The sequence below is a fragment of the Mycobacterium sp. SMC-11 genome (assembly GCF_046250095.1).
GTDB lineage: Bacteria > Actinomycetota > Actinomycetes > Mycobacteriales > Mycobacteriaceae > Mycobacterium > Mycobacterium heraklionense_A.
In genome coordinates this window covers 2,948,429-2,964,651 of the sequence record NZ_CP176430.1, presented here as the reverse complement: position 1 = coordinate 2,964,651, position 16,223 = coordinate 2,948,429, and the positions used below count along the sequence as shown (strand labels likewise).

Genomic DNA, 16,223 nt, shown 5'->3' with positions numbered 1-16,223 from the left:
GTAGTGGCAAAGGCCCGCGTACACGAGTTGGCCAAGGAACTCGGTGTCACCAGCAAGGAAGTTCTCGCCCGCCTGAGCGAGCAGGGCGAATTCGTCAAGTCGGCATCCTCAACCGTGGAAGCCCCCGTCGCGCGGCGGCTGCGCGAGTCCTTCGGCGGCGGCAAGCCCGCGGCGAAGGCCGAAGCGCCCGCGGCCCCGGCGCCCGCCAAGGCCGCTCCGGCCCCGGCAGCAACCCCGGGACCGGCGAAGCCGGCACCGGCCCCTGCGGCCGACGGTGCGGCCGCAAAGCCCGCTGCTCCCGCCGCCGCAAAGCCGGCGGCTCCGGCGGCTCCCGCAGCTCCGGCCGCTCCGGCAGCGCCCGCGGCCGAGGCCCCGCCGGCAGCGGCAGCACCCTCCCCGGTGGCTCCGCCCGCTCCCGGCCCCCGGCCGGCAGCACCGGGCCCCAAGCCCGGCGCCCGCACCCCGCGCGTCGGAAACAACCCGTTCTCCTCGGCGCAACCGGTCGAGCGCGCCATCCCGCGTCCGCACCCGCAGGCGCCCCGCCCGGGCGGGGCACCCCGTCCCGGCATGCCGCGTCCCGGCGGCGGCGCGACACCGGGCAACATGCCCGGACGCTCCAGCAACTTCGGCGCACAGGGTCGCCCGCCGCGTCCCGGTGGTCCGCCTCGTCCCGGTGGCGGTGGCCGACCCGGTGCACCCGGCGGCCGTCCGGGCGGTCCCGGCGGTGGACCGGGCGGTAACTACCGCGGTGGCGGTGCCGGTGGTCCCGGCGGTGGCGGCCCCGCAGGCGCCGGCGCCGGAGGTTTCCGGGGTCGTCCCGGCGGCGGTGGCGGCGGCGGTCGCCCCGGCCAGCGCGGTGGCGCGGCCGGCGCGTTCGGTCGTCCTGGCGGCGCACCCAAGCGCGGACGCAAGTCGAAGCGGGCGAAACGCGCCGAGTACGAGAACATGCAGGCCCCGGTCGTCGGTGGTGTGCGGTTACCGCACGGCAACGGCGAGACCATCCGGCTGGCCCGCGGCGCATCGCTGAGCGACTTCGCCGAGAAGATCGACGCGAACCCGGCTGCCCTGGTGCAGGCGCTGTTCAACCTCGGTGAGATGGTCACCGCCACCCAGTCGGTGGGTGACGAGACGCTGGAGCTGCTCGGCAGCGAGATGAACTTCGTGGTGCAGGTCGTCTCGCCTGAGGACGAGGACCGCGAGCTGCTGGAGTCCTTCGACCTGACCTACGGTGAGGACGAGGGCGGCGAGGAAGACCTGCAGAGCCGGCCGCCGGTGGTGACCGTCATGGGTCACGTCGACCACGGCAAGACCCGACTGCTGGACACCATCCGCAAGGCCAACGTCCGCGAGGGCGAGGCCGGCGGTATCACCCAGCACATCGGCGCCTACCAGGTGTCGGTCGACTTCGACGGCTCGGAGCGTCTGATCACGTTCATCGACACCCCGGGTCACGAGGCGTTCACCGCCATGCGTGCCCGTGGTGCCAAGGCCACCGACATCGCGATCCTGGTGGTGGCCGCCGACGACGGTGTGATGCCCCAGACGGTGGAGGCGATCAACCACGCCCAGGCTGCTGACGTGCCGATCGTGGTGGCGGTCAACAAGATCGACAAGGAAGGTGCCGACCCGGCCAAGATCCGGGGACAGCTCACCGAGTACGGACTGGTTGCCGAGGACTTCGGCGGCGACACCATGTTCGTCGACATCTCCGCCAAGCAGGGCACCAACATCGCGGCCCTCGAGGAGGCGGTGCTGCTGACCGCTGACGCCGCCCTGGACCTGCGGGCCAACCCCGACATGGAGGCGCAGGGTGTGGCGATCGAGGCTCACCTGGACCGCGGTCGCGGTCCGGTGGCCACCGTGCTGATCCAGCGCGGCACGCTGCGGGTCGGCGACTCGATCGTGGCCGGCGATGCCTACGGCCGGGTGCGGCGCATGGTCGACGAGCACGGCGACGACGTGGAAGAAGCGCTGCCGTCGCGGCCCGTCCAGGTCATCGGGTTCACCTCGGTGCCGGGCGCCGGCGACAACCTGCTGGTGGTCGACGAGGACCGCATTGCTCGCCAGATCGCCGACAAGCGCAGCGCGCGTAAGCGCAATGCGCTGGCGGCGCGCTCGCGCAAGCGGATCTCGCTGGAGGACCTGGACTCGGCGCTGAAGGAAACCAGCCAGCTGAACCTGATCCTCAAGGGCGACAACGCCGGTACCGTCGAGGCGCTGGAAGAGGCCTTGATGGGAATCCAGATCGACGACGAGGTGCAGCTGCGGGTCATCGACCGCGGTGTCGGTGGCATCACCGAGACCAACGTCAACCTGGCATCGGCGTCAGACGCGATCATCATCGGGTTCAACGTGCGGGCGGAGGGCAAGGCCACCGAGCTGGCCAACCGCGAGGGTGTGGAGATCCGGTACTACTCGGTCATCTACCAGGCCATCGAAGAGATCGAGAGCGCGCTCAAGGGCATGCTCAAGCCGATCTACGAGGAGAAGGAGCTGGGGCGTGCCGAGATTCGCGCCATGTTCCGCTCCTCCAAGGTGGGCAACATCGCGGGCTGTCTGGTCACCTCGGGCATCATGCGCCGCAACGCCAAGGCGCGGTTGCTGCGTGACAACGTGGTGATCGCCGAGACCGTCACCATCTCCTCGCTGCGGCGGGAGAAGGACGATGTCACCGAGGTCCGCGACGGCTACGAATGTGGTCTGACGCTGACCTACAACGACATCAAGGAAGGTGACGTCATCCAGGCCTACGAGCTCGTCGAGAAGGCTCGGACGTAGTGGCTGATCCGGCACGCGCACGCCGGCTGGCCAAGCGGATCTCCACGATCGTCGCCTCGGCGATCGAGTATGAGATCAAGGATCCGCGGCTGGCCGGCGTGACGATCACCGACGCGAAGGTGACCGCTGACCTGCACGACGCGACCCTGTACTACACGGTGCTGGGCCGATCCCTAGACGACGACCCCAACTACGGCGGTGCCGCCGCCGCGCTGGAGGGCGCCAAGGGGGTGCTGCGGTCCAAGGTGGGCGCGGGCACCGGGGTGCGGTTCACCCCGACCCTGACGTTCGTGCGGGACACCGTGCCCGACGCCGCCCATCGGATGTCGGAATTGCTGGCCGCAGCACAGGCCGCCGACGCCGACCTGGCCCGGATACGGGAGGGCAAGAAACCGGTCGGGGATGCCAACCCGTACCGCGAGGCGCCTGGACAAGCGGGTGCCGACGACAGCGGTGACGGTGAGCAGTCGGGCGACTGACCCGCTGCCCACGGGCCGGCGGGTCGACGCCGCCGGGGCCGTGGAACTGCTGGCGGGCGCGAGCACGTTGGCGGTGATCTGTCATGTGCATCCTGACGCCGACACCATCGGTGCGGGGCTGGCGCTGGCGTCGGTCCTGCGCCGGCGCGGCAAGGCGGTCGAAGTCAGTTTCGCCCGCCCGGCGGTGTTGCCGCAGTCGCTGCAGTCGTTGCCGGGCGGCGAGCTGCTGGTCGGACCCGACGTGATGCGTCGCGACGTCGATCTGGTGGTGACCGTCGACGTCTCGAGCGCGGACCGGCTCGGGGAGCTGGGGCAGCTGGCAGTCGGACGCGAGCTGCTGGTGATCGACCATCACACTTCGAATCAGTTGTTCGGCACTGCCAATTACGTTGATGCGTCAGCGGATTCGACCACGATGATGGTGGCGCAGCTGATCGACTCCTGGGGTGAGCCCATCGATGCGGACGTGGCGCACTGCCTGTATGCGGGGCTGGCCACCGACACCGGGTCGTTCCGGTGGGCCAGTCCTCGGGCGCATCGGCTGGCGGCGCGCCTGGTGGATGCCGGAGTCGACAATGCAGCGGTCGCCCGGGCGGTGATGGACACCCACCCGTTCGGTTGGCTGACGATGCTGTCGCGGGTGCTGGCGGGCGCGCGACTGCTGCCCGACGCGGCGGGCGGGCGCGGCCTCGTGTATGCCGTCGTCGACCATGCCGAGTGGACCGCGGCGCGCCCCGAGGAGGTGGAGAGCGTCGTCGACATCGTGCGCACCACCGCGCAGGCCGAGGTGGCGGCGGTGTTCAAGGAGACCGCGCCGGGGTGCTGGGCGGTGTCGATGCGCGCTAAGTCGGCGGTGGACCTGAGCGCCGTGGCCGTGGCATTCGGCGGCGGCGGGCACCGGCTGGCCGCCGGATTCACGTTCACCGGCACGGCAGCGGACGCGGTTGCCGCGCTGGTTGCCGGCCTTGGCTGACGATTCCGGCGCCGGGACCAAGCGCATCGCGGCGCTGGCCCTGCCGGCGCTGGTGGTGTTGGCGGCCGAACCGCTGTATCTGTTGTTCGACACCGCGGTCATCGGCCGGCTCGGCGCCCTGGGCCTGGCTGGTTTGGCGATCGGCGGGATGGTCCTGAGTCTGGTCGCCTCGCAGGCCACCTTCTTGTCCTACGGAACCACGGCGCGATCGTCGCGGCATTTCGGTGCCGGCGATCGCTCCGCCGCGGTCGCCGAAGGTGTACAGGCCACCTGGCTGGCGCTTGGCCTGGGAGTGCTCGTCGTGCTGGTGGTGCAGGCGGTGGGGGAGCCGCTGGTCTCGACCATCGCCGGACGTGACAGCATCGCGCAAGCCGCGTGGGAGTGGCTGCGGATCGCCATTTTTGGCGCACCGGCAATTCTGGTGTCGCTGGCGGGCAACGGATGGCTGCGCGGGGTGCAGGACACGGCCCGGCCTCCGCGTTATGTGGTTGCCGGCTTCGCGCTTTCGGCGCTGTTGTGCCCGCTGCTGGTCTTCGGCGGGCTGGGCCTGCCGCGCTGGGGTCTGGCCGGCTCGGCGGTGGCCAACAGTGTGGGCCAGTGGCTTGCCGCGCTGTTGTTCCTGCGTGCCCTGCGCTGTGAACCGGTGTCATGCAAGCTCGATGGCGGCATACTGCGGGCGCAACTGGTCATGGGACGCGATCTCATCGCACGCTCGCTGGCATTTCAGGCCAGCTTCGTCTCGGCTGCCGCGGTCGCGGCGCGCTTCGGGGCCGCCGCGTTGGCCGCCCATCAGATCGTGTTGCAGCTGTTCAACTTCCTGGCGTTGGCCCTTGATTCGCTGGCGATCGCCGCGCAGGCGTTAGTGGGTGCGGCGCTGGGTGCATCCGACGTTCGGCACGCCAAGGCGGTGGCCGGGCGGGTCACGGTGTTCTCCGCGGCCGCCGCATCCGTGCTGGCAGGGGTATTGGCCCTAGGTGCGCGCCTCCTGCCGGGATTGTTCACCAACGATGACGCGGTGCTGGCCGCGATCGGGGTTCCCTGGTGGTTCCTGGTGGCCCAATTGCCCATTGCCGGAATTGTTTTCGCCCTCGACGGGGTGTTGCTGGGAGCGGGTGACACTGCGTTCATGCGTACCGCCACGGTGATCAGCGCGCTGCTCGGTTTCCTGCCGCTGGTGTGGCTGTCGTTGGCCTTCGGCTGGGGGCTTGCCGGAATCTGGTCGGGGCTGACCGCTTCACTGGTGTTGCGATTGCTGTTCGTCGGATGGCGGGCACTGTCTGGGCACTGGGTACGAGCCGGACGGCCGTAGGATCGGCTGGCGTGAGCGATCAGCGAGAGCGGATGCTGCACGGGGCGCTGTATCGGCCCGACGACCCGGACCTGGTCGCCGGGCGGCGGGCATGTCAGCGCGTGGTGGCGGCGTTCAACGCCACCGGGCCAGACGACGAAGACACCCGCCGTGAGCTGCTGGGCGACCTGCTCGGATCATTCGGGGCGAACACGGAGATCTTGCCCCGATTCTCTTGCGACTACGGGATATACATCAGCATCGGCGCCAACTGTTTCATCAACTACGACGCGGTCTTTCTGGACTGCGCGCCCATCACCATCGGGGACCACGTCTCGATCGGACCCCGCGCCCAGCTGTTGACGGCGCTGCACCCCATCGATGACATCGACGCACGGCGGGCCGGCTGGGAATCGGCCGCCCCGATCACCCTTGGCGACAACGTGTGGCTGGCGGCGGGGGTGATCGTGTGCCCCGGCGTAACGATCGGAGCCGACACGGTTGTGGGCGCCGGCAGCGTGGTGACCCGCGATTTGCCGGCCGGCGTGCTCGCGGCCGGAAATCCGTGCCGGATCCTTCGGCCGATCGGCTAGCTGACGAGTTTTCAGCCGCTCACGCCGGCGTTCAACGGGAAGCCGCCGGCCACGAAGGTGACCACAGGAGCGGCGGCACCGCGAGCAGCGTTGCGGCGATGACATCACCGGGCCGCCGGCGCGGCGGTGGAACGGCGGGTAGTTCTGTGTCACGGCTGAGTCCACCTGGGCGCGTCCGGTTTGCTGGCTCGGCGTAACCGGCCCCCAGAACGTCGGGGCGTTCTATTTGTCCAGCTTATTGACAGGAAAAACCTACACAGCCTATCTATACATTTAGGTTACTCGCGGGTAGCGTTCTGCGCGTTGTTACCAGTTGCACACGCCTGGCACTGGCGGTGTAACCCATTGGCTTGGGAAATCGACGGAGATGGGGAAGCGCGCAATGATGCATTACCGACTGATCGCCGCAGGTCTGGCCACCGGGGGCGGGCTGCTTACTGCGGCGTTCTTGCAGGCGGCGGTCGCCGTAGCGGGACCAGGTGACGATGTCGTCGCGCCGAGTGCCACCGGTGCTGACGCCTTCACGATCGGCGGATACACGTTTGATCCTTTCAACGAGGCCACCGGTGCGGAGGGGTTCTCGCTGGTTCATCCGCTCACCGGCTCCGCGCCACTGCTGACCTTGGGCGGTGGTAGCCCCGGTGGTCTGCTGCCGACCGCTCCCCAGAATTTCGAGGTGTACGGTGCCGACGGCACCAGCCTGGGCAGCGTCAATTCCAGCGTGGTGGTCACGAACCTGGCGGGTCTGTCCAACACGCAGTTCACCATCACGGACGTCACCGCCGCATCCGGCGGTTCGGCGGCGGATCTGCCGGTGACGGGTTCGGTCTATGACGTCTTCAACTTCGGTGGCGGGTTCGCGAATGTCTACGTGGCCACCCCCGGCGAGGACGGGACAGTCACCGACACCTTCGTGACGCCGTGGGGCAGCATGGACCTGAGCTCGATGTTCGCCGGCTTCAATGCGGCGGATCCGCTGCAGCCGGGCGACGCGTTCGCCGCGCTGCAGGCCGGGGCGTCGGGCGGCGGCGAGGACGCCTTCGCCATCGGTGGCCTGACCCTGGACCCGTTCACCGGAACCGGCGACGCGGCGCAGGAGGGATTCTCGCCGATCACCGCATTGGGCGGCGCGGCGCCCCTGCTGGCCATCGGCGGCGCATCGTTGGGGGACCCAAGCCACCAAGGCAACGGGCTGGCCTCCCAGGACTTCCACGTGTACAGCGGCACCGGTGACGACGCCACACAGATCGGCACCATCAACACAGCGGTGGACGTGACCAACCTGTTGGGCATGACCAATACCCAGCTCGTCGTCACCGACGGTTCGGAGACCGCAGACGGCCTGCCGGCTGCGGGGACGATCTACGACGCGTTCAACTTCGGTGGCGGTTTCGCAAATGTCTACGTCGCCACCCCGGGCGAAAACGGCACTGTCACCGACACGTTCGTGACCCCGTTCGGCAGCATGGACCTGAGCTGGCTGTTCAGTGGCATGGCCACCGGGATCTCGATGGACCCGGGAGCCGCGTTCGACGCCTTGAGCAACAGCGCCGTGGGCCAGGACGCTTTCACCATCGGCGGCACCACCTTCGACCCCTTCACCGGGTCCGGCGCCGACGCCGCCTCGGGATTCGCTCCGGTCTTTCAGACGGTCGGTGCGCTGCCGTTCCTCAACATTGGCGGCGGCACCCCCGGCCTCGACCTCGGCGGCACCTACTTCCCGCTGCCGATCACGTCGCAGGACTTCAACATCTACGACGGCAGCGAGCTGCTCGGCACCGCGCACGCGCAGGAGACCGTCACCCAGTTGTTGGGCCTGACCACCACGGAGTTCGTCATCGATGGTGTGACGCCCGGTGACGGCGACGCTGCGGACCTGCCTGAGATCGGTTCGGTGTACAGCGTTTTGAACCTCGGTGGCGGTTTCGCCAACGTCTACTCCGCCATCCCCGGGCTGGACGGCGCCGACAGCACCATCACCGACACCTTCGTCACTCCGTTCGGCGACTTCGACCTGAGCGGGTTGTTCGGTGGCTTCGACGCCTCGGCGTTGATGGACCCGGGCGCTGCGTTCCTGGGGCTCGACTTCTAGAAGTTCGTCTCAACAAACACGTCCCGGGCGGTGCGCAAGCGCCGCCCGGGACGTGTTTTGTCACTGCACCTGGGCGCGCCCACGTTCCAGTACGGCCGCCCGGTTGGCGGCGACGTCGGCTCCGGTCACCGTCTGCAACCACTGCTTGGCCGCCACCGCCTCCATCCACAGCCCGGTGGCGGTCTGCGACTCGTCGATGCGATGGTAGGAGGCCAGCAGCGCACGCACAGCGGCCTGGTTGTTGCCGACGATCGACGCCGCCACCCGCAGCGCCGCGGTCAGCAGCTCGTCGTGTGGCACCACTTCGGTGACCAAGCCAGCCCGCAGCGCGTCGGCCGCCGAGAGGTAATCGCCGGTCAGGCTCATTCGGCGGGCCAAGCCCACGCCGACCTTCTGAGGGAGTCGGACACTGAGGCCCCAGGACGGCAGCAAACCGACGCGGGCGTGGGTGTCGGCGAATCGGGCCTGCTCCGAGGCGATCAGGACGTCGCAATACAGCGCCAACTCGAGCCCGCCGGTGACTGCCGCACCGTTGATGGCACCGATCACCGGCTTGGTCATCGGTGGCCACTGCGGGGAAATATCTGTCAGTCCACTGGATTCGCCGAACTCTTTGAGGTCCAACCCGGCGCAGAAAACCGGATCGGCACCCGTCAGGATCAGCACGTCGACATCGTCGTCGGCGTCAGCATCGGCCAGCGCGCCGAAGACGGCCTCACGCAACGCACCGGACAGCGCATTGCGGGCCTGCGGGCGGTTGAGGGTCAGGGTGCGGATGCGGTCCTGTGTCTTGACCAGCAGAATGTCGTCGCTCACCGGTTCACCGTAACCCCGGCTACGCTGGGCGGAATGCACGGTATGGCGTTAAAGGAGTGGAGCGCTGTCATTGCCGCGCTGCTGGCCGGCCGGCAACGAATCCTGCTGCGTAAAGGCGGCATTCACGAGAAGCGCTTCGATGTCAGCGCCGATGAGTTCCTGCTGTTCCCGACATCGGTACACAGTCACGCCGAGCGGGTCCGTCCCGAGCACCGCGATCTGCTCGCGCCGGCCTCCGCCGACTCTACCGCCGAGCAGGTTGTGGTCCGGGCCGCTGCGAAAGTCGTTGCGGCGCTGCCCGTCGAGCGGCCCGAGGCGCTGGAGGACATTGCGGACTTACATATCTGGACCGCTGAATCGGTTCGCGCCGATCGGCTGGATTTTCGGCCCAAACATCGGTTGACGGCGCTGGTGATCCAGGTGTTCCCGCTGTCGGCACCGGTGTGGCTGCCGCGCAGCCCCGACTATGCCGGCTGCGCCAGTTGGGTGCAGCTACCGATCACCGACCCGGAGTTGGGTGCCCCGGTGTTCACCGCCGAACAGCTGGAGTCGGTGACCGCCCGGGTCCGCGACACCGTCGGCTGAGCGGCCCCGCGGGTCAGATCTGGGCGTGATTGGGCGGCCGAACAGCGGCGAGCTCCCATGCTCCGATGTGGTGGTACTTCCAATCGACCGGATCATGCACGCTGTGTGTGCGGGCGTTGCGCCAGTGCCGATCCAATCCGTGCTTGAGATCGGTTCCGCTGGCCCCGGTCAACGCGAACAGCTCGTTGGCGGCGTCGACGGCCACGTCGCTGGCGAACGCCTTGGCCTGGGCAACCGCGATCGACCCGTGTGCGGCGGTGTCGGGGCCGGCCGGGACCAGGCCCAGCTCATCGAGGACGCCGGCCGACCAGCGCAGCAGCTGCACGGCTGCTCGGCTGCGGGTGGCCAACCGGCCGAACCGCAACCGGATGTTCGGGTCCTCGGCGGCGGTCGGCGCATGGTCAGCCCGGTAAGCCTCGGCGAACGGTCTGCTGCGGGTTCGCACGAACTCCGCCGCATCGGCCAGGGCCCCCTGCGCGATCCCGGCTTCGATGGCCGCGTGCACCAACTGGGCTCGCGCACCGAGCAGTTGGGGTTCGGTGAACGCTGTCCAGTACGGCACGACGAATCCGGCGTCGACGTGCACCCCGTCGAAAGTGGTTGTGCCGCTGACCGTGGAACGCTGACCCATCGCCGACCAGTCCTCGCCGATGCCCACCCCCGCACGGTCGCGTTCGACCAGCGCCAGCACCAACCGGCCGTCGGGGTCCAGCGCGCTGGCGGCCAGCCAGCGGGCGGTGATGGCACCGGTGCTGTAGTACTTGACCCCGTCCAGACGCCAGCCCGGGCCGTCGGCAACCAGGCGGGTCTTCAGATCGAGGGCGTGGGTACCGCCACGCTCGGCCAGCACCGGCGCAACGCGCCCGCCCTCGGTGACTGCGGGCAGGAGTCGACGGCGCTGCTCTGGCGTGCCCAGCAGGCGCAGGATATCGATGGCCAAAAAGTGGCCCTGCGGGATCTGTGCCAACGCCGGATCGGCGGCGGCGATGGTTCTGATCACCTCGGCCAGCGTCACCGGGCCCAAACCGGCTCCGCCGTCCGCGGCGGGGACGGTGATCGCCGCCAGACCGGAACGGTCGAATTCGGCCAGTTCGACGCGCGGGACGGTCCCGGCGCGGTCTCGATCAGCCGCGCCCGGACGCACGGCGGCCGCGAAGGCCTCCGCGGCAGCGACGGCGTCGGCGTGGCTGCCCAATGCGGCTGTCGAACCGGTCACGGCAGTGCCGGCGCAGGTACGGGCGCCAAACCGGCATGTGCCTCCAGTTCCCGCACCAGCGGCAGCACGTCGCGGCCAAACGCCTCGACTTCTTCCTGAAAGTGCAGGAACCCGGCCAAGATCAGATTCACGCCCAGCTTCCGGTAGGCCACGATGCGCTCGGCGACCTGTTCGGCGGTGCCGATCAACTGCGTGCGGAAGCCGTCGTTGTATTGCACCAAGTCTTCGAAGCTGGAGTCCGCCCACATGCCCCGCTGGTCGGTGGTCGACGCGCCGGCCTGGCGCACCGCCGCGCCGAACCCCTGTACCGCGGGAACATCGGCTTTGGCGATGATCTCGCGCAGCACCTCTTTTGCCTCTGCCTCGGTGTCCCGCACGATGACGAAGCCGTTCAGGCCGAAACGGGGCGGCTCGGCGCGGGCGGAATCGGCCGCGACCCTGCGAAGGTCGGCCAACTGCGCGGTGACCCCGTCGAAGTCGTTGCCGTTGGAGAAATACCAGTCGGAAAAGCGTCCGCCGTTGTTGCGGGCTGCGGTGGAGTTGCCGCCCTGGAAGATCTCCGGGTGGGGCCGGCCATCCCAGGAAAGCGGCTTGGGTTGCAGATTGAAGTCGCGGATGCGGTAGAAGTCGCCGGCCAGGTTGGCCGGGTTCTCGGTCCAGATCGCCCGCAACGCCTGGATGAATTCAGCACTGCGCCGGTAGCGTTCGTCGTGCTCGAGCCACGGTTCGCCGAGCTTGGTGAACTCGTCCTTGAGCCAGCCGCTGACGATGTTGACCGCCACCCGTCCGTTGGACAGATGGTCGGCGGTCGCCAGCCACTTCGCTAGCACGCCCGGTTGCCAAATCCCCGGGTGCACCGCGGCGATCACCTTGAGCCGCTGGGTGGCCAGCAGCAGGGCCAGGCTGAAACTGGTCGACTCGTGCTGGTATTCGGCGCTGTAGCTGGCCGTGTAGCGGACCTGAGTCAGTGCGTACTCAAAGCCGGCTTCCTCGGCGATCCGCGCCAAGGCGACGTTGTAGTCGTAGCTCCAGTCGGTGCGTTGCTCAATCGTCGAGGTGACCAGTCCACCGCTGACGTTGGGAACCCAGTAGGCGAAACTCAGCGGCGTCGGGGCATTGGTCGGCATTGCCTTGTCTTCCTTACGTTGTCAGCGAGGTAACGGGGTCGAGCAGGCCACGCTCGGCCAGAATCGGCAGCACCCCCTCCCCGAAGGAGAACGCCTCCTCCAGATGCGGGTAGCCCGACAGGACGAACTCGTCCAGTCCCAGGCGGTAGTACTCCTCGATGCGATCGGCGACCTCCTCGTGGCTGCCCACCAGTGCGGTTCCCGCGCCGCCTCGCACCAATCCCACACCGGCCCACAGGTTCGGTGACACTTCGAGCTGATCGGTCCGCCCGCCGTGCAGCTCAGTCATCCGTCGCTGACCTTCCGATCCGGATTTCTGTTGGATCTGCTGGGCACGCTGGATCTGCTCGGGGCGTAGGCCGGCCAGCAATCGGTCGGCTTGGTCCCACGCCTCGGCCGCGGTGGGCCGGCTGATGACATGCAGTCGGATCCCGAATCGCAGCTTTCCCGAGGCCACTCGCGCCGAACCGATGTCCTTGACCCGCCGGCGAACCGCATCGAGCTTGTCGGCGACCTGCGCAGGTGGTTCGCCCCAGGTCAGGTATACATCGGCGTGCTCGGCGGCCACGTCGATAGCTGCGGCCGAGGACCCGCCGAGATAAATCTCCGGCCAGGTCGATGCGGGCACGATGGTCGCGTCCTCCACGAAGAGGTGATCGCCGCGGAACGTGACTGGATCTCCCGACCACAGCTGCCGGAAGACCGCCAGGAACTCGGCGGCGCGGGCGTAGCGCGCGGTCTTGTCCAAGTCGTCGCCGAACCTCCGCTGCTCAGCGTCGTCACCGCCGGTGACGACGTTGAGCAGCAGCCGGCCTCCCGAGATGCGCTGGAAGGTTGCCGCCGCCTGGGCCACCAGAGTCGGTGCCTGCAACCCCGGACGAAAGGCCACCAGAAATTTGAATCGCGTGGTGAGCTGGCTGAGCGCGGCGGTGAACACCCACGCGTCCTCGCACCAGCTGCTGGTGGGAGTTAGGGCTCCGGTGAACCCGAGTTTCTCGGCCGCACCCGCCACCAGACGTAGGTAGTCCAGGTCTGGGGCGCGGTCGGCGCCGTAGGGGTTCGCGCGGCTGCCTGCCGACCCGACGGCGTTCCCCAGGCTCAGATCGCTGCGGGAATCTCCGTTGGTGGGCAGGAACCAATGCAGCGTGATAGCCATCAGCGGTAGAGCGAGAACTCGGGGTGCCGGTGGCTGAGCACCCAGTCACCGACCTCACGTGCCTTGTACGCGACCGGGTCGTGCAAGGTGTGCGTACGCAGGTTGCGCCAATGCCGGTCGAAGCCGTAGGCACTGGTGGTAGCTCGGGCGCCCTGGATCTCGAACAGTCGGCTGGCGGTGCGCAATCCGACCTCGGTGGACAGATACTTCGCCTCGTACACGGCGATCGCGGCCTCGGCGCGCTGGTCCTCGGTCAGCGTGGGTCCGAGGTTGATGGCTTGCTGCAGCGCATCGCCGGCCCGGTCGGCCAACAACGCTGCGGCCCGTACCTGACTGACCAGCTTGCCGACGGTCTGCAGGATGTACGGGTCGTCGGTGGCCCGGTCTACGCCCGAGGACTCCCATGGGGTGGCTTTGTCCCTGGTCCAAGCCAACGCCTCGGTGAGTGCGCCCTCGGCGGTGCCGACGTAGAAGTTGACGAAGGCCAACTGCCAGTGCGGGGTGATCAGTGTCTGGTACGGACTGAGGGTGCCACCGGTGAACGGTTCCTCACCGAGTACCTCGTGATGTTCGATGCGCGCGTTGACGACGCGGACCCCGCCGGAATCCGTAAGGCGTTGGCCGATGTTGTCCCAATCATCGAGGAAGGTGAAACCCTGCCGGCCCCCGCGGGCGTCGAGGGAGAGGAAGACCTGCGTGCCGTCCAGCAATGCGGTGACCGAGAGCTGGTCACCCGTGCTCGCGCCGCTGGCGAAGGTCCTGCTGCCGTTGAGCAGGAAGCCATCTCCGTCGCGGGTCAAAACCAATCCCGAACTGCCACGCGGGTTTTGGATGCCGCCCCAGAACAATTTCTCGGCGGCGTTGCGACGCGACTGGGCATCTGCCTGCGCCGGCGTGCCGAACAGCCGGGCCACCCGGGTCTGGGCGAAGTGATAGCCGAGCAGGTGGGAGATCGAGGTGTCGCCGCGGGCGATCCGCCTGGCGACCAGCGAGGCCTGCGCGTAGTCCAGCCCGGATCCGCCGTACTCGACCGGCTCCTGAATCTGAAGCAGATCGTTGGTGCGCAGCAGTTCGATCTCGGCGCGCGGTGTCGCGTTGGCCTGGTCGCGCTCGGCCGCGGTCTGGCGCAGCTGTTCAGCGACCCGGTCAGCGGTGGCAAGCACGTTGGCGAGGGTCTGGCCGCTGACGGCCGGCCGCTCGGTGACGACGGTCATGGGGAACTCCTTGGACAGACTAAGTGGCACACCGGATGTCTGGCGTTGTCACGAGATACAACGCGGCGGAGTCGGTCCCGGCCACCATGAGCTTCGGCCGGGCGCGCCGGCCGACCGCTGCTGAGCAGTGCCGATGCTGTTTCGGCGAGCTAAAAGCAAAGCGATTCGAATTGGCGCCGATATTCAGCGGGCGACAGCAGCGAGGGTGCGCCTCGGGGCGCGGCGGACTGCCGGTCGGGGATCCCTGCGCCCGATGTAGTCGCTGGCGCAGCAGTTTTCGTTCGGCGCGGACGTAATCGTTATCGAATGCTAAGCCGCTGTTCACAGCTTTGTGACCTCTGAGTACTACTGCGCAGCCTGTTGCTTCTCGGCGTGGAGTGAATTTTGCTTCCGTCCTGAATCGCCGTCCGACGCCCGGTGATCATGCGGGTCTAGCTGTGCCGACGGTCCAAGCGTCCAAAAGGGAAGTACCAATGAGGTTTACGACTAATCGTGATGACTTGTCCGGAGTGATCCATCGATGGCGGGCGCGCACCGATTGCGGAGTTTCGGAGTCAGCGGTCAGTCCGGTAACGGGCCGGAAGGTGCGGGTGCACCTGGCAGCGGCGGTGGCCGCGGTCCTGGTGGCCGCCGGTTGGCTGAGCCTGATACCTGGCCCGGTGGCGAACGCCGACGACGTCAAATACGAAGCGTTCTATACACCGCCGGCTCCGCTGCCGGCCGGAAGCCCCGGGGACCTGATTCGAAGCGAGCCGCTGCGGCTGGTTTTGGAGCCCTCGGGTCAGTTAGGTGCCTTCGTCGGGACTGGAACGCGGATCATGTACCGCGGCACGGATGCTCAGGCGCATCCCGTTGCGGTCACCGGGGCTTACATCGAGCCCGACGTGCCCTGGCCGGGACGCGGACCGCGTCCCCTGATCGCCTACGCGACGGGGCCGTACGGGGTCGGTGAGCAGTGCGCCCCGTCGCGACTACTCGACCAGGGAATCCACTTCTCGCAAGGATTCGACCTGACGTTCAACTACGAAGAGGGCTTCATTGCGACACTGCTGGCGCGTGGGTTCGCCATCGTGGTGACCGATGGGGTTGGGCTGGGCACGCATGGACCGCAGTCGCCCCAGTTCCTGAATCGGGTTGCTGCCGGCACCGCGCTGATCGACGCGGCCCGCGCAGCCCAGAAGCTGCCGGGCACATCGCTCGATCCGCGCGGGCCGGTCGCGTTTTGGGGGTGGGCCTCCGGCGGGCAGGCTTCGTTGTCGGCTGCCGAGCTGGCCCCGACGTACGCGCCAGAGCTCAACGTTGTGGGCACTTACGCCAACGCGCCGCTCAGCAACGTGGTCGAGGCGATTCCCGGCGTCGACGGCAACTTCTTGGCTGTACTCGCCGGCTACTTGTTGCGCGGCATTCAGGCGTCGTATCCCGAGACCGACCAAGCCATTTGGGATGCGTTGACCCCGCGCGGAGTCCAGATGCTGGACTGGAGCGGGCACACCTGCTTGGTGCAGGGCGGTGTTGACTACGCGTTCCGTCACCTGCAGTTCTGGTTCAAGGACGACCTGAATGAACTCGCCACGGCCGAACCGCTGAAGACGATCTTTGCCGCGCAACGGGTTGGAAACATCAAACCCAAGGGACCGGTATATATCTCGCACAACCGCTGGGATCCGTTGGCCCCCTATACGTCGGCCCATGACACCGCGCGCGACTGGTGCAGGTTGGGCGCTGATGTCGAACTCTGGACCAACGAACAGCCTCCGTTCCTGAACAAGATGGACATCAACATCCTGTTGCCGCAGTTCGTCGATGGTGAACGGAGTATGGCGTGGGTCAGCGATCGCTTCAACGGTGTCTCGACCAACTCGAACTGCTCGGCAATCCTGGCCGAGTGACGTTCTGTCGCGATGCG

The 16,223-nt window shown here is 68.0% G+C and carries 13 protein-coding genes; 8 read left to right on the top strand and 5 right to left on the bottom strand.

All coding sequences use genetic code 11. From position 1 onward, the window contains the following. Positions 1–3: 3 nt before the first annotated feature. The 6 genes from infB to ACKY0X_RS13950 all read left to right on the top strand — a co-directional run bounded on the left by infB (position 4) and on the right by ACKY0X_RS13950 (position 8,203). On the top strand, positions 4–2,778 hold the full coding sequence (infB, locus tag ACKY0X_RS13975; RefSeq protein WP_409426522.1) for a translation initiation factor IF-2: 2,775 nt from the start codon (positions 4–6) through the stop codon (positions 2,776–2,778). Beyond that, positions 2,778–3,257 (top strand): 30S ribosome-binding factor RbfA, encoded by a 480-nt coding sequence (gene rbfA, locus ACKY0X_RS13970; protein WP_065040160.1) that lies wholly within the window; start codon positions 2,778–2,780, stop codon positions 3,255–3,257. The genes infB and rbfA overlap by 1 nt, the downstream gene beginning before the upstream one ends. After that, positions 3,238–4,230: a DHH family phosphoesterase gene (locus ACKY0X_RS13965; protein WP_409426521.1), complete on the top strand. Its 993-nt coding sequence runs from the start codon at positions 3,238–3,240 to the stop codon at positions 4,228–4,230. The genes rbfA and ACKY0X_RS13965 overlap by 20 nt, the downstream gene beginning before the upstream one ends. Continuing rightward, positions 4,223–5,539, top strand: coding sequence for an MATE family efflux transporter (locus ACKY0X_RS13960; protein ID WP_409426520.1), 1,317 nt, complete (start codon positions 4,223–4,225; stop codon positions 5,537–5,539). The genes ACKY0X_RS13965 and ACKY0X_RS13960 overlap by 8 nt, the downstream gene beginning before the upstream one ends. An 11-nt stretch (positions 5,540–5,550) precedes the next feature. Next, entirely contained in the window at positions 5,551–6,111 is a 561-nt protein-coding gene (locus ACKY0X_RS13955; RefSeq protein WP_409426519.1) for a sugar O-acetyltransferase, read from the top strand. Between the two features lie 382 nt (positions 6,112–6,493). Then, positions 6,494–8,203 carry a hypothetical protein gene (locus tag ACKY0X_RS13950; RefSeq protein ID WP_409426518.1) on the top strand — a complete coding sequence of 570 codons (1,710 nt, stop codon included), beginning with the start codon at positions 6,494–6,496 and terminating at the stop codon, positions 8,201–8,203. A gap of 60 nt (positions 8,204–8,263) precedes the next feature. Here ACKY0X_RS13950 and ACKY0X_RS13945 read toward each other — a convergent pair whose 3' ends face one another. After that, the gene (locus ACKY0X_RS13945; protein ID WP_409426517.1) at positions 8,264–9,019 is read right to left on the bottom strand and encodes an enoyl-CoA hydratase; all 756 of its coding nucleotides are present in this window, start codon (positions 9,017–9,019) and stop codon (positions 8,264–8,266) included. A 33-nt stretch (positions 9,020–9,052) separates the two neighbouring features. Between ACKY0X_RS13945 and ACKY0X_RS13940 the strand changes: the two genes are divergently transcribed. Further along, positions 9,053–9,604, top strand: coding sequence for a DUF1802 family protein (locus ACKY0X_RS13940; RefSeq protein WP_409426516.1), 552 nt, complete (start codon positions 9,053–9,055; stop codon positions 9,602–9,604). Between the two features lie 13 nt (positions 9,605–9,617). Here ACKY0X_RS13940 and ACKY0X_RS13935 read toward each other — a convergent pair whose 3' ends face one another. Genes ACKY0X_RS13935 through ACKY0X_RS13920 form a run of 4 tightly spaced genes read right to left on the bottom strand, consistent with a single transcriptional unit; the run spans position 9,618 to position 14,317 of the window. Next, on the bottom strand, positions 9,618–10,820 hold the full coding sequence (locus ACKY0X_RS13935) for an acyl-CoA dehydrogenase family protein (RefSeq protein WP_409426515.1): 1,203 nt from the start codon (positions 10,818–10,820) through the stop codon (positions 9,618–9,620). Next, positions 10,817–11,947, bottom strand: a complete 1,131-nt coding sequence (gene sfnG / locus ACKY0X_RS13930) for a dimethylsulfone monooxygenase SfnG (RefSeq protein ID WP_409426514.1) — start codon at positions 11,945–11,947, stop codon at positions 10,817–10,819. The genes ACKY0X_RS13935 and sfnG overlap by 4 nt, the downstream gene beginning before the upstream one ends. Positions 11,948–11,960: 13 nt before the next feature. Then, on the bottom strand, positions 11,961–13,103 hold the full coding sequence (locus ACKY0X_RS13925) for an LLM class flavin-dependent oxidoreductase (RefSeq protein ID WP_409426513.1): 1,143 nt from the start codon (positions 13,101–13,103) through the stop codon (positions 11,961–11,963). Further along, positions 13,103–14,317: an acyl-CoA dehydrogenase family protein gene (locus tag ACKY0X_RS13920; RefSeq protein WP_409426512.1), complete on the bottom strand. Its 1,215-nt coding sequence runs from the start codon at positions 14,315–14,317 to the stop codon at positions 13,103–13,105. The genes ACKY0X_RS13925 and ACKY0X_RS13920 overlap by 1 nt, the downstream gene beginning before the upstream one ends. 590 nt (positions 14,318–14,907) lie before the next feature. On the opposite strand from ACKY0X_RS13920, the gene ACKY0X_RS13915 reads away from it, so the two are divergent. Then, a complete protein-coding gene (locus ACKY0X_RS13915) occupies positions 14,908–16,206 on the top strand; it encodes a lipase family protein (RefSeq protein WP_409426511.1) in 1,299 nt (432 codons plus the stop codon). Positions 16,207–16,223 lie beyond the last annotated feature (17 nt).

Excerpts from the sequence above, each read along its gene's own strand:
- ACKY0X_RS13950 (WP_409426518.1), top strand. The coding sequence starts at position 6,494 with ATGATGCATTACCGACTGATCGCCGCAGGTCTGGCCACCGGGGGCGGG.
- ACKY0X_RS13940 (WP_409426516.1), top strand. The coding sequence starts at position 9,053 with ATGCACGGTATGGCGTTAAAGGAGTGGAGCGCTGTCATTGCCGCGCTG.
- sfnG (WP_409426514.1), bottom strand. The coding sequence starts at position 11,947 with ATGCCGACCAATGCCCCGACGCCGCTGAGTTTCGCCTACTGGGTTCCC.
- ACKY0X_RS13925 (WP_409426513.1), bottom strand. The coding sequence starts at position 13,103 with ATGGCTATCACGCTGCATTGGTTCCTGCCCACCAACGGAGATTCCCGC.
- ACKY0X_RS13920 (WP_409426512.1), bottom strand. The coding sequence starts at position 14,317 with ATGACCGTCGTCACCGAGCGGCCGGCCGTCAGCGGCCAGACCCTCGCC.